13 protein-coding genes are annotated in these 12,502 nt (G+C 44.9%); 9 read left to right on the forward strand and 4 right to left on the reverse strand.

Annotated elements, in window-relative coordinates:
- Window positions 1-65 precede the first annotated feature (65 nt).
- Genes ICN20_RS05980 through ICN20_RS05990 form a run of 3 tightly spaced genes read left to right on the forward strand, consistent with a single transcriptional unit; the run spans window position 66 to window position 3,008 of the window.
- Window positions 66-1,292: a sorbosone dehydrogenase family protein gene (locus tag ICN20_RS05980; protein WP_255534665.1), complete on the forward strand. Its 1,227-nt coding sequence runs from the start codon at window positions 66-68 to the stop codon at window positions 1,290-1,292.
- 32 nt (window positions 1,293-1,324) lie between these two features.
- Window positions 1,325-1,888 carry a c-type cytochrome gene (locus ICN20_RS05985; RefSeq protein ID WP_216238781.1) on the forward strand — a complete coding sequence of 188 codons (564 nt, stop codon included), beginning with the start codon at window positions 1,325-1,327 and terminating at the stop codon, window positions 1,886-1,888.
- A 31-nt stretch (window positions 1,889-1,919) separates the two neighbouring features.
- Window positions 1,920-3,008, forward strand: a complete 1,089-nt coding sequence (locus ICN20_RS05990; protein ID WP_216238791.1) for an acyltransferase — start codon at window positions 1,920-1,922, stop codon at window positions 3,006-3,008.
- Here ICN20_RS05990 and yjgA read toward each other — a convergent pair.
- The 3 genes from yjgA to ICN20_RS06005 are packed head-to-tail and all read right to left on the reverse strand — an operon-like array spanning window position 3,005 to window position 4,224.
- The gene (yjgA, locus tag ICN20_RS05995) at window positions 3,005-3,532 is read right to left on the reverse strand and encodes a ribosome biogenesis factor YjgA (RefSeq protein ID WP_216238794.1); all 528 of its coding nucleotides are present in this window, start codon (window positions 3,530-3,532) and stop codon (window positions 3,005-3,007) included. The two genes, ICN20_RS05990 and yjgA, sit on opposite strands and share 4 nt — an antisense overlap.
- Before the next feature lie 31 nt (window positions 3,533-3,563).
- A complete protein-coding gene (locus ICN20_RS06000) occupies window positions 3,564-3,881 on the reverse strand; it encodes a helix-turn-helix domain-containing protein (RefSeq protein ID WP_255534667.1) in 318 nt (105 codons plus the stop codon).
- Between the two features lie 40 nt (window positions 3,882-3,921).
- Window positions 3,922-4,224 (reverse strand): type II toxin-antitoxin system RelE/ParE family toxin, encoded by a 303-nt coding sequence (locus tag ICN20_RS06005; protein ID WP_216238795.1) that lies wholly within the window; start codon window positions 4,222-4,224, stop codon window positions 3,922-3,924.
- A gap of 114 nt (window positions 4,225-4,338) precedes the next feature.
- Here ICN20_RS06005 and ICN20_RS06010 point away from each other — a divergent pair, with 114 nt between their 5' ends.
- The 6 genes from ICN20_RS06010 (at window position 4,339) to ICN20_RS06035 (ending at window position 11,904) form a co-directional block, all read left to right on the forward strand.
- On the forward strand, window positions 4,339-5,964 hold the full coding sequence (locus tag ICN20_RS06010; RefSeq protein ID WP_216238797.1) for a GMC family oxidoreductase: 1,626 nt from the start codon (window positions 4,339-4,341) through the stop codon (window positions 5,962-5,964).
- 22 nt (window positions 5,965-5,986) lie between these two features.
- Entirely contained in the window at window positions 5,987-6,874 is an 888-nt protein-coding gene (locus tag ICN20_RS06015; RefSeq protein WP_216240320.1) for an EamA family transporter, read from the forward strand.
- A gap of 135 nt (window positions 6,875-7,009) precedes the next feature.
- Window positions 7,010-8,194, forward strand: a complete 1,185-nt coding sequence (locus ICN20_RS06020; protein ID WP_216238799.1) for an ABC transporter substrate-binding protein — start codon at window positions 7,010-7,012, stop codon at window positions 8,192-8,194.
- 141 nt (window positions 8,195-8,335) lie between these two features.
- On the forward strand, window positions 8,336-9,214 hold the full coding sequence (locus ICN20_RS06025) for a branched-chain amino acid ABC transporter permease (protein ID WP_216227097.1): 879 nt from the start codon (window positions 8,336-8,338) through the stop codon (window positions 9,212-9,214).
- Window positions 9,215-9,216: 2 nt separating this feature from the next.
- Window positions 9,217-11,145 carry an ATP-binding cassette domain-containing protein gene (locus ICN20_RS06030; protein WP_216240322.1) on the forward strand — a complete coding sequence of 643 codons (1,929 nt, stop codon included), beginning with the start codon at window positions 9,217-9,219 and terminating at the stop codon, window positions 11,143-11,145.
- 30 nt (window positions 11,146-11,175) lie between these two features.
- The gene (locus ICN20_RS06035) at window positions 11,176-11,904 is read left to right on the forward strand and encodes an ABC transporter ATP-binding protein (protein WP_215348454.1); all 729 of its coding nucleotides are present in this window, start codon (window positions 11,176-11,178) and stop codon (window positions 11,902-11,904) included.
- Window positions 11,905-11,985: 81 nt separating this feature from the next.
- Here ICN20_RS06035 and ICN20_RS06040 read toward each other — a convergent pair whose 3' ends face one another.
- Entirely contained in the window at window positions 11,986-12,486 is a 501-nt protein-coding gene (locus tag ICN20_RS06040; protein ID WP_216238801.1) for a hypothetical protein, read from the reverse strand.
- Between the last annotated feature and the right edge of the window lie 16 nt (window positions 12,487-12,502).

Raw genomic sequence — 12,502 nt, forward strand, 5'->3', positions numbered from 1 at the left:
AGATACACAAAAATGCTATAGCATTGCTTTATCCAAAAAATAAACAAAATCATGGGAGATTCAGAATGAAGCACAACACTCTTTACGCGCTAATGTTTGCTGCCGGTATGGCAGTTGTTAGCATTGCTGGCGCGCAGGCTCCGGCCGCTCCAGCAGCTAGCGGTATTCCGCCAACCTGGGCCCAAGGTAGAACAGCAGATGGTATGAATCCTTCATTGGCGCCTAATCCCCCTGGTATCTCTGCGATGCCTGCGGATGAAATTCCTGTTAGCAAACTGAAAGTTCCTGCTGGCTTTAAGGTAGAGCTGTGGGCATCGGGCATGCCTAATGGCCGTTCCATGACGGAGTCTCCAAGTGGCACTGTTTATGTGGGCACTCGCTTTACTGGAAATGTCTATGCGGTAGTGACAAAAGATGGCAAGCGCGAAGTGAAGACAATTGCCAAAGGCTTACATCGCCCTAATGGTGTTGCATTTGTGAACGGCTCACTTTACGTTGCCGAACTCTCGCGCATTATTCGCTATGACAATATTGAGCAGAATTTAGATAATCCGCCAGCACCGGTAGTGGTGTTCGATGCGCTTCCTAAGGATGAGCCGCATGGCTGGAAGTTTATGAAGCTCAGCCCTGATGGTCAATATCTGTATTTCCAAATTGGAACGCCTGCGAATATTGTTGTGCAACCAGTTACTCATGCCACGATCGTAAGACTGAATCTCAAAACCAATATTTTGGAAACAGTGGCATCTGGCGTACGCAATAGTGTTGGCATGGATTTTCAGCCGGGCAGCAAAGAGCTTTGGTTCACGAACAATGGACGTGACTGGGCCGCTGAAGATAAGCCAGGTGACACTTTGAATCGTTTGGTGCGTCCTAAAGGGATGAACTTCGGTTATCCGTTTTGTCATCAAGGAGACTTCTTAGATCCTGAGTTCGGCAAAGGTCGCTCATGCGAAGAGTTTGATAAGCCTGTTTATAACTTAGGCGCTCACGTAGCAGCACTAGGTATGCGTTTTTATAACGGTAAGCAATTTCCGGCAGATTACAAAGGCAATATTTTTATTGCTGAACATGGATCTTGGAATAAAACACAGCGCGTAGGCTACCAAGTTGTTCGCGTGGTATTGGATTCTAATAATAAGGTTGTTAAATCTGAACCGTTTGTTACAGGCTGGCTGGAGGGCGATAAGTTCTGGGGCCGTCCAGTAGATGTGCAAATGCTCAAAGACGGTTCTATGTTGGTATCCGATGATGAGACCGGTGCAATCTTCCGCGTGTCTTACGGTAAATGAAGTTTGTAATTAACACTAAGGCCATCCTCGGGGTGGCCTTTTTTACTATCCTGGGCTTATCACCAGTTGTCTATGCCGCCCCTCCGGATGCAGTAGCCGGAAAAGCAAAGGCACAAACTTGTTTTGCTTGCCATGGCGAAGACGGAATTTCTGTATCACCGGATATCCCTAATCTTGCTGCGCAACCACCGCTGTCTATTACTTATCAACTGATTCAATTTAGAGGGCAGCAGCGTAAGGGCGGGGCAATGGAGGCTCTTGCCGCACCACTTAGTGATCAGGATATGCGAGACATTGCTGCTTACTTTGCTAGCCTGCCTGCTCCGCCTGCAAAATCAGGCAATGCCGATCAAATTGCGAGGGGGCAGCAAATCTCCAATACACAGTATTGCAGCTCATGTCATGGCCCGCAGTTGCAAGGCCAAAAACATATTGCGCGTTTAGCCGGACAATCCAAGGAATATCTTATTGCGCAGCTAAAGAATATTCGTTCCGGAGCTCGCATCGATATGGATGGCACAATGGGAAGTGCTGCACGTGGCTTAAGCGATGAGGATATTCAAGACTTGGCTGCATATGCTGCCTCACTCAAGTAGGTCTTAACTAACCCTTTATCCAATTTTTTCATTGCAGTCAAAAAACCATTTTCTTCTCGTCGATTTTTTAAAGACCTTCGCAGCCTTAACTATCATCCTGCATCATTTCTCGAGTTATGGGCAAATTGCAGAAGATGCACGGTTATTACTCCCAGTGGCAATGACTTGGTTATTTGAGTATGGTCGTTACGCGGTGCAAATCTTTTTAGTGATGGGTGGCTATTTGGCAGCCCAATCATTGACCCGTTCGGCTGATCTGAAGAATGTCCGCAATGTATTGAAGGTAATCTTTAATCGTTACTTGCGATTGTTTGCACCCTATGTCGTAGCACTCATCCTGACGATTTTATGTGCCTGGATTGCGCGCTTTTGGGTTCAAGATGAATTTGTTGGTGAATCAGAAACTCTGGGGCAGTTTCTGGCCCATTTATTTTTTCTACAAGGCATCTTAGGTTTAGATTCGATTTCTGCAGGCGTTTGGTATGTGGCAATTGATTGGCAGCTTTATGCCATTCTGGCAATAATGTTGAGTATGTTTTCCGGTTTTCGTTCCTTGATATGGATTCTGTTGGTGCTCTGCGTAGCATCCTTACTATTTTTTAATCGCTCTGGTGCTTATGAAAACTACTTCATTTACTTTATGGGGGCTTATGGACTTGGGGTACTGGCACAGCTTTGTAAAAACTATCCCGACCCTAAGGTAAATCGATTTGCCAAAATGATGTTTGTAGGGATTGGTGTGGTTATTGTTGTTTCAAGCTTTCACCAATTTTGGCTCAGAAATATCTTGGCCTATATAGTTGCTATTGCCCTCATCCTTTGGGGAGACTCGGCCTACAAAGATCAGAAACAAGATCAGAAGCGTCCTCAACATCAGTCCAGAAAGCACAAGCTGGTAAATGTCATTCTATGGGGGAGTAGAAGATCCTACTGCGCTTTCTTAATTCATTTCTCGTTTGTATTGCTGGCAAATACGCTGTATATCGCTTGGGGAATGAGTCGCCCTCATGATGGTGTCATGGCGCTTGCCTTAATGTTGGTTGCTGTAGTGGCAAGCTGGTTGGTAGCAACCTATCTTTATCGGTGGATAGAAGTACCGGCCCGCAAGATTAAGCTTTAAAGACCCATGTCTTTAAGAACGCGGAAAATTTCACGATAAGCTTTAGGTGGTTTATTTTGCTCTTTCTCACGACGTGCATTACGAATTAAAGTGCGCATATTTTGAATATCCATATCGGGATACTGCTCAATCATTTTCGTGAAAGCTTCATCATTCGCAATCAGTCTATCGCGGTAGCTTTCTAAAAAATGTAACTTAGCTGTCTCCGCTTTACTAACGCCCTGAATCGCATCCAAGCGTTTCTGAATCGCATCTAATTCTTCGTCATCCAAAAAGCGCATGAGTTTGCCAAGGTATTGCTTATGACGACGAATTGCCTCAAAACTCTTAATCTTGTTTGTCTCAGCAATGGCAGCCTTAATTGCCTCATCCAAGGGGATGGTCTTTAAGGCATCGCTACTCAGGGCAGCCAAAACTTCCGCCAATTTCTGGCGCTCAGTCATTTGGCGCTTTAGCTCAGACTTGCTAGGCCCGTCGTCAGCTTCAACCAGCTTGGGAGTGCGATTCTTCTCATTAATATGCATATGGCTATTTTAGACGGGTATTGGGCTTTAACTATTCTTTGTCGATTTTCTGCTTCAGCAGTCTCAGATCAGCGCTAGAAAATAACTGGCTCCTACCAATGACTGAAGTAGGTTTTAATCTACCAGCCTGCACATATCTCCGCAAGGTCGGAAGTGAGATTTCTAAAAATTCTGCAGCTTCTTCTGATGAAAAAGTCGAATTTCTTAAGTGCCCAAATACCTGGTCATGCGTATAGTCAGGCTCTTGAAAGGCATTGATAGCAATTAAAGAGAAAAATTTAATGCGTTCTTTTGAGGGCATTTTTTGCACGTGAGCAAATAAATCCTCTGCTGTCATGGATTGAGTCATATTAAGCGCTCACTTTCTCTATTGAGGTGGTTTGAAGTCGTCATTTGAGTCGAATAGATTTTTTTAACTGGGTATAAAAATTTTCATGAGATCCAATTTGGCAAAACTCAATCCAGGTTATTTTTATTTCACCTGCAAAATGATCAAATTGGTAAGCCATCAAATATTCCTGCGCATTAAAGCGAAACTTGTAAACAAACACCCCCTGTAGATCCCCAAGCTTTTGTTGGCCTATCCTTGGGTTATCGCAAACCTCAGCTACTCTCATTTCGATTGCTAGCTGAAGAGGCTTAGAGGCCTTTTTTACAAATTGGGCAAAAGCTTTTTTAAACGTAGTTCTCATGATCTAATATTAGATCAAATATGATTCTATAACAAATCAACAAAAATGCCAATAAATACCTGAATTTTTGTATTGGTAAATAATAGGATCAACTTTGTTTTCAGCAGTGAATATATGACTCAAGCAATTACTTACGACTACATCATTATTGGGGCAGGCAGTGCCGGCTGTATGTTGGCTAAGCGTTTAACTGAAAATCCCAATAAGAAGGTCTTGCTGATTGAGGCTGGCAAAAACGATAACTACATCTGGATTCATATTCCGGTAGGGTATTTGTATTGCATTGATAACCCAAGAGCTGATTGGCGTTTCAAAACGGCTTCTGAAAAAGGTTTGAATGGTCGTTCCTTGCTGTATCCCCGCGGGCGCGTTTTAGGTGGATGCTCATCTATTAACGGCATGATTTATATGCGCGGTCAAGCAGGTGACTATGAGTCTTGGGTGCAAGCAACCGGCGATGAGTCTTGGTCTTGGGAAAACGCACTGAAGCGCTATAAATCATTTGAGGATTACCACAGTGCTGCTAATGAATGGCATGGCAAAGGCGGAGAGTGGACTGTTTCTAAGCAGCGCTTACGTTGGCCCATCATGGATCGATTTAAGGATGCTGCAGTTCAGGCAGGCATTCCGGCTTCAGAGGACTTCAATTGCGGTGACAACTTTGGAGTCGGTTATTTCGATGTGAGCCAACGCGCTGGTTGGCGCTTAAATACTTCCAAAGCTTTTTTAAGGGATGCTGCCAAACGTAGCAATCTCACTGTGATTACTGAAGCCATAGTGACTAAACTCAAAATTGATCCCGTCACTAAAAATTGTCTTGGGGTTGAGTATTTAAAGAGCGGGATTGCTAGTGAGGTGCTTTGTGCAATCGAGCGAGGTGGCGAAGTATTGCTAAGTGCAGGTGCAATTGGTAGCGTACAAATTCTGGAGCGCTCCGGTGTTGGTGCTGCTGCTCATCTAAATCAATTGGGTATTCCCGTGATCGCTGATCTCCCTGGGGTTGGTGAGAACCTGCAAGACCACTTACAGCTCCGAATGATTTACAAGGTGAATGGTATTAAGACTTTAAATACCAAAGCTAATACTCTTTGGGGCAAGATGATGATTGGCTTGGAGTATGTGCTTAAGCGCTCCGGACCAATGTCGATGGCGCCATCACAACTCGGTGCATTTGCATATAGCTCAACAGAACAACCGCGTGCTAATGTGGAATATCACGTACAACCTTTGTCATTAGAAAAGTTTGGTGAAGATTTGCATTCCTTTAATGCATTTACTGCGAGTGTCTGTAACTTGCGTCCCACTTCGCGCGGTAGTGTGCATATCAATTCAATTAACCCAGAAGCACCACCGGTCATTAGCCCCAATTATTTATCAACAGATGAAGACCGTAAGGTAGCAGCAGAATCTTTGCGCTTAACTCGTAAGATTGTGGAACAGGCTGCTCTGGGGCCATACACACCTGAAGAATATAAGCCGGGCATGCAATACCAAACTGATGCTGAATTAATTAAAGCAGCTGGTGATATTGGGACCACCATCTTTCATCCAGTTGGCACATGCAAGATGGGTCGTGATGATGATCCAATGGCGGTGCTTGACTCAGAGTTGCGCGTGAGGGGCATTCATCATCTTCGTGTAGTAGATGCTTCGGCGATGCCAACAATTACCTCGGGCAATACCGCCGCGCCTACGATGATGATTGCTGAGCGTGTCGCAGAATTGCTGACGAGTGCCTAAGACTTCGCAGAAGAGTTACTCGTTGCCAGCCAGTCATTTATTGCTGGCGCTCGCTATCGTGGCAGTGTGGGGCACGAACTTTGTAGTGATTAAGTTATCGCTTGATGCATTTCCACCATTTTTATTTGCCGCTCTTCGCTACACCTTCGCCTTTTTGCCTCTAGTGTTTTTTATGCCCAGACCTAAAGTGTCTTGGGTCAATTTATGTATTTACGGGTTGGCAGTTGGGGTGGGGCAGTTCGGTATCTTGTATTTTGCGATTGATGGCCGTATCTCTCCAGGGCTTGCTTCGCTAGTCATTCAGACACAGGTATTTTTTACCATCGGCTTTGCGATGTTTTTTGCCAAAGAGCGTTTGCGCACCTATCAGACGCTAGCAGTCCTCATGGCGATGACTGGTTTGGGAATTATTGCGCTGCACACTGATGCAAGTACCACCTTCCTCGGCCTAGCATTGGTGGTATTCACTGGTTTTTCTTGGGGCGTGGCAAATACTGTCAGTCGCAGGGCGGGTTCTATCAACATGCTTTCCTATGTGGTTTGGGCCAGCGCTTTTGCAATTCCACCCTTGTTTGTCATCTCCTTTCTGTTTGAGGGTGGGTGGGGGCACATGAATGCCTCATTAACCTCAGCTCCTGTAGGGGCATGGGCAGGAGTTCTTTGGCAGTCCTGGGCGAACACTATCTTTGGATACTCAGCTTGGGGCTGGTTGCTATCCAAGCATCCAGCAGCCGTAGTGGCCCCTGCGCCCCTACTGGTGCCTATCTTTGGCATGGGGGCAGCAGCTTATTTCTTGGCTGAGCCCTTGCCACTATGGAAGATCTTGGCGGCAGGGTTGGTCATTGCCGGATTGGTTATTAACCTCTTTTGGCCAAATATTGAACGGGGCCTGAAGAGGCGGCTTTCCTGAGTCTATGGGGCTAATGTAAAACCCTAATACAAGGCCCTTTTTTTGCCTTTGTATTAACAGTAAGATAACTGTTCGTTTGTGTTTTACCAATAAAAAAGTATTTATTCATTAGCAATTTTTAGTCATGGAGACTTTATGAACATTCGTCATCACATTTTTGCAGTAGCCGCTGCTGCAATGCTTACAACCGGCGCTTATGCTGCCGATATCAAACTTGGTGTTGCAGGTCCATTTACTGGTGGTTCATCCTCAATGGGTGTCAGTATGCGTGACGGTGTTCGCCTTGCTGCAAAAGAAATTAATGCTGCTGGTGGCATCAATGGCAACAAAATCGTTTTGGTTGAGCGAGATGATGAAGCGAAAAACGAGCGTGGCGTACAAATTGCACAAGAATTGATTAACAACGAAAAAGTAGTTGCTACTTTGGGTTACATCAATACTGGTGTTGCATTGGCCTCACAACGCTTCTATCAAGATGCAAAGATTCCAGTAATGAATAACGTTGCTACAGGTTCTTTGATTACTCATCAGTTCCCAAATGCCGCTGAAAACTATGTATTCCGTAATGCTGCAGCTGACAATATTCAAGCGCCAATGATCGCTAAAGAAGCGGTTGAGAAGCGTGGTTTGAAGAAGGTAGCAATTTTGGCTGACTCAACAAACTACGGTCAGTTAGGCCGCGAGGACTTAGAGAAGGCGTTGAAAGGTTACGGCGTAACTCCAGTTGCTGTTGAGAAATTCAACATTGGTGACGTTGATATGACTTCACAGTTGCTCAAAGCAAAAAATGCTGGCGCTGATGTTGTTTTGACTTACGCAATTGGACCTGAGTTGGCACAAATTGCTAACGGTATGGCAAAGTTGGGTTGGAAAAAACCAATGATTGGTAGCTGGACATTGTCTATGGCTAGCTTTATTGATACAGCTGGTAAAAATGGTGATGGCGCAACAATGCCAGAAACTTTCATTCAACAACCTGCAACAACTCCAAAGCGTAAAGCTTTCGTTGATTCTTACCTGAAAGACTTCAAGCCTAAGAATGGCATCATCGCATCCCCAGTGTCTGCTGCTCAAGGATACGATTCTGTTTATTTGTTAGCAGCCGCTATCAAGCAGGCAAACAGCACAGAGGGACCAAAGATTTTGGCAGCATTGCAAGATCTGAAGACTCCTGTTGAGGGCGTTGTGATTACTTATAACAAGCCATTCACCGCAACAGATCATGAGGCTATTAAGTCAAAAGACGTGGTTATGGGTGTGGTTGAAAGCGGCCGTGTTCAGTTCTTGAATGCTGAAGACGCAACAGCTAAAAAGAAGTAATTTAAGCTCTAGGGCAGGCAATCTAAATAATTATTTTGCACTGCAGCATTAGATAAAGCAAAACGCCGCCTACAAGCGGCGTTTTGCTTACAATGACGGATTCGTTAATAAAACAGTTTTTAGAATATTTAGGCCAATAACATGGACATGTTTGCACAAATCCTCTCGAGCGGCATAGCGGTGGGGATGATCTACGCGGTCATCGCTTTCGGCTTTCAGCTCACATTTGCCACATCTGGCACCTTGAACTTCGGTCAGGGTGAAGCGCTGATGCTAGGTGCTCTTGTAGGCTTAACCTGCGTAGATACTTTTGGTATGAACTATTGGGTAATGATTCCTGTAGTTTGTTTATTCGGAATGATCCAAGGTAGCTTTGTTGAGTTGATCGGCGTGCGTCCTGCAATCAAGATCAAATCCGAGTTTGGTTGGATTATGTCTACCATCGCGCTCGGTATTATTTTCAAGAACGTGGCTGAAAACATCTGGGGTCGTGATGCATTGCCATTCCCATCCCCGTTGCCAATGGAGCCAATGAATTTCTTAGGCGCCAATATTCTCCCGATGGAAATTTTGGTAGTAGTTGGTGCATTGGTCATGATGTTGTTGGTAGAGTTCTTTAACCGTAAAACGATTTACGGTAAGGCGGTTGTTGCTACTGCAAACGATCGTGATGCAGCTGGTCTCATGGGCATTAACACTAGCGTAGTTATTACGTTCTCTTATGCACTTTCTTCTTTGACAGCAGCGTTTGCAGGTGTATTGATTGCACCTCTAACCTTGACTGGTGCGACTATGGGCGGCGCCTTAGGTTTAAAGGCTTTTGCAGTTGCGATTATTGGCGGCTTATCTAGCGGCCTCGGAATTATTGTTGGTGGTTTGATTCTCGGTATCGTAGAAACAGCAACCGGTTTTTATATTTCTACTGGCTATAAAGATGTGCCTGGTTTGATTTTGTTATTGCTTGTGTTGGCGTACAAACCATCTGGTCTCTTCGGTAAATCTGCGATTAAGAAAGTTTAATGATGAAATTGAAGTCTCTATTACCCATATTAATTGCGATTGCTGGGCTGTTTGTATTGCCCCTATTTATCCATAATCCTTATTACATTCACTTAGTTGAAACGATTCTGATCTACACCATCTTGTTATTTGGTTTAGATATTGTGGTCGGTTATGTTGGCCAGGTTTCTTTGGGGCACGCAGCCCTTTTTGGAATCGGTTCCTATACCGCTGGTGTTTTGTATTTCCACTTTGGCTTCCCAATTTGGATCAACATTCCAGCTTCCATTATTGTGACTGCGATCTTTGGTGGAATTTTGGCTTTGCCAGCGCTGAAGGTAATCGGACCTTACTTGGCGATGGTGACCTTGGCTTTCGGTACGATCGCCCAGATTCTGATTAACGAAATGACTTGGTTGACTGAAGGTCCTTTGGGTATCAAGATTCCAAAGCCAGAGTTAATGGGCGTCCCAATGACTAAGGCTGAGTACTTCTGGTTAGTTTCTGCAGTTTTGATTATTTCCCTCATCGTAGTTGACCGTTTTGTGAAATCTCAAATCGGTCGTGCATTTGAAGCCTTGCGCGATTCCCCAATTGCTTGTGACTGTATGGGTGTATCCGTATATCGCTTTAAGGTGATTGCATTTGTGATTAGCGCTGGCTTTGCTGGTTTGGCTGGTTGCTTGTATGCCTACTCTGAGCAATATATTTCACCAAATACCTACAACAATGAATTGGCTGTTCTGTTCTTGCTCGGCATCATTATGGGCGGACGTAAGTCACGCTTAGGTGCGGTGATTGGTGCTGCCATCATTGTGTTGTTGCCAAAACTACTGGACGATATCTTCTTGTTCCGTATTGTGGCTTCGATTATTGCAATCGTAGTGGTAGCTGGTGCTGCATTGGCCTTGTCTAAGAAGGCGACTACCCCACGACGTGTTGCGGTTCCTATCGCAGGTGTAGTTGGTTTAGCTGCGTTCTCATTCTGGCTCAATAGCATCTCTGACTGGCGCCTGAGTATTTTCGGCTTCATGATTTTGTTGGTGGTTTACTACTTGCAAAACGGTATTGTTGGTTTTGCTAAGAGCTTCTACCAAACTATCGTTGGTAAAGCTAAAACCACTCGTGGCGGTGATGCTGAAGTGGTGGATGATTCCGTCAGCTTCATTAGCACTGTTGCCAATCAAAACACTGGCGCCGAGCTCCTGAAAGTGGACTCTGTATTAATGCAGTTTGGTGGCTTGAAGGCTTTGAATAATGTAGATCTAAGTATCAAGCGCGGCACTATTCACGGTTTGATCGGTCCTAACGGTTCCGGTAAGAGCACCATGATGAACGTGTTGACTGGTATTTATGTGCCTACAGCAGGTAACGTGTTGTACGCAGGTGAGAGCGTGGTTGGTAAGACTTCCTCTGACATTGCTTTGTCTGGTATTGCACGTACCTTCCAGAACGTTCAGCTCTTCGGTGAAATGACAGCGATCCAAAATATTTTGGTTGGCTTACATCACACCTTCAAATCAAACATGGTAGAGATCGCATTGCATCTGCCACGTTATAAGAAAGAAGAGGCTGAAGCACATGCTCGTGCAATGGCATTGCTCAAATTCGTTGGCTTAGATGATTTAGCGAATGAAGAAGCGCGTAACTTGCCATACGGTAAGCAGCGTTTACTGGAGATTGCTCGTGCCTTGGCATTGGACCCTGAGTTGCTCTTGTTGGATGAGCCAGCCGCAGGTTTGACAGCCCCTGACATTAAAGAGCTCTTGCGTATTATTCGTAAGATCCGCGATAGCGGTATTACCTTCATCCTGATTGAGCATCACATGGATGTGGTGATGTCAGTTTGCGATACCGTTTCTGTATTGGACTTCGGTCAGAAGATTGCAGAAGGTAAACCAGCTGAAGTTCAGGCAGACGAGAAGGTGATTCATGCCTACTTGGGTACTTAATCACTAGAACATATTGAATCGGTAAATACCATGTTATCTATTAAGAATCTTGAAGCAGGCTACGGCAAAGTCAAAGTCCTCCACGGCATCAATATTGATGTTCCTAAAGGACAGGTGATTACTTTGATTGGCTCTAACGGTGCTGGCAAAACCACCACTATGCGCGCTATCACCGGTATGATCAAACCAACGGCTGGTGAAGTCACATTAGGCGGCGAAAAAATTGACGGTTACGACTCTCATAAAATCGCTCGTTTAGGTTTGGCTCACAGCCCAGAAGGTCGCCGTGTGTTTACAACCATGTCTGTAACTGACAACTTGTTGCTTGGCGCATTTCCACGCTTTACAGGTAGCCGTCCAAAAGGCGATATTAAGAACGATCTGGAGAAGTCTCTCGAAATGTTCCCGCGCCTCAAAGAGCGTCGCAACCAGTTGGCTGGAACACTATCAGGTGGCGAGCAACAGATGCTGGCTATGGCTCGTGCTGTGATGTTGAATCCTGAGATCATTCTCTTGGATGAGCCATCAATGGGTCTCGCTCCAATCTTGGTTGAGGAAGTGTTTAAGATCATCTCTAACCTCAAGTCACAAGGCGTAACAATGTTGCTAGTTGAGCAGTTCGCTGCTGCGGCCTTGAATGTGGCTGATTACGGTTATGTACTTGAGAACGGTAAGATCGCTACTCATGGACCTGCTGCTAAGCTCAAAGATGATCCAGCTGTGAAAGCGGCTTACTTAGGTGGTGCTGGTGGCCATTAAGTAGCGCATCAAGCAGATCACTAAACTGCGAGTAATAAAAAAGCCCTTAGTAATAAGGGCTTTTTCTATTTCAGTGCCAACTTAATTGGAAATTAGCTTAATGGCCTCGCGTATCAAGAGTGCTCGGTATCCCATATAGATTGCCACCAAAGTAAATCCGAATAAAAAGAGTTTGGGGATGAGTGCGCCTTCGGCAACTAATTCACTATTAAGCAAGCCAATTGCCACTCCAAAGAAGAATAGGGCGCCCAACATCAGCACAAGCCAATTTTCATTACTAGTGACCTGCTGTGTTTGGTTGTTATAGGCGAGAACTTGAAAAGCGCCATCTTTTTGATATCCAGACACAGTGATTTGATCGCCCTCAGCAATCTGCATTGGGGCTGAAAACTTTGCTTCGATTGCTTCATCACCCAAGTTAAATTTGGAGATGAAGAAGCGTTTGTAGTAAACCGAGGAATGATCGTGCGTAGGCTTTTCGGGATTAACGTATTCAAGTAACTCATTATTGAGATTGCTAACGATCCCGGATATAGAGTTAATAGAGCTAGATAACAAAGAGCTAGGTTTGGATATCGACATCAGTAGAGCTCCTAAC

It is taken from the genome of Polynucleobacter sp. JS-Polo-80-F4 (assembly GCF_018881965.1).
Taxonomy (GTDB): domain Bacteria; phylum Pseudomonadota; class Gammaproteobacteria; order Burkholderiales; family Burkholderiaceae; genus Polynucleobacter.

Bases quoted from the DNA above. Each gene is read 5' to 3' on its own strand.
- ICN20_RS06030 (WP_216240322.1), top strand. From the start codon at position 9,217: ATGAAATTGAAGTCTCTATTACCCATATTAATTGCGATTGCTGGGCTG.
- ICN20_RS06020 (WP_216238799.1), top strand. From the start codon at position 7,010: ATGAACATTCGTCATCACATTTTTGCAGTAGCCGCTGCTGCAATGCTT.
- ICN20_RS06000 (WP_255534667.1), bottom strand. From the start codon at position 3,881: ATGACTCAATCCATGACAGCAGAGGATTTATTTGCTCACGTGCAAAAA.
- ICN20_RS06040 (WP_216238801.1), bottom strand. From the start codon at position 12,486: ATGTCGATATCCAAACCTAGCTCTTTGTTATCTAGCTCTATTAACTCT.
- ICN20_RS06010 (WP_216238797.1), top strand. From the start codon at position 4,339: ATGACTCAAGCAATTACTTACGACTACATCATTATTGGGGCAGGCAGT.
- ICN20_RS06005 (WP_216238795.1), bottom strand. From the start codon at position 4,224: ATGAGAACTACGTTTAAAAAAGCTTTTGCCCAATTTGTAAAAAAGGCC.
- ICN20_RS06025 (WP_216227097.1), top strand. From the start codon at position 8,336: ATGGACATGTTTGCACAAATCCTCTCGAGCGGCATAGCGGTGGGGATG.
- ICN20_RS06035 (WP_215348454.1), top strand. From the start codon at position 11,176: ATGTTATCTATTAAGAATCTTGAAGCAGGCTACGGCAAAGTCAAAGTC.
- ICN20_RS05980 (WP_255534665.1), top strand. From the start codon at position 66: ATGAAGCACAACACTCTTTACGCGCTAATGTTTGCTGCCGGTATGGCA.
- yjgA (WP_216238794.1), bottom strand. From the start codon at position 3,532: ATGCATATTAATGAGAAGAATCGCACTCCCAAGCTGGTTGAAGCTGAC.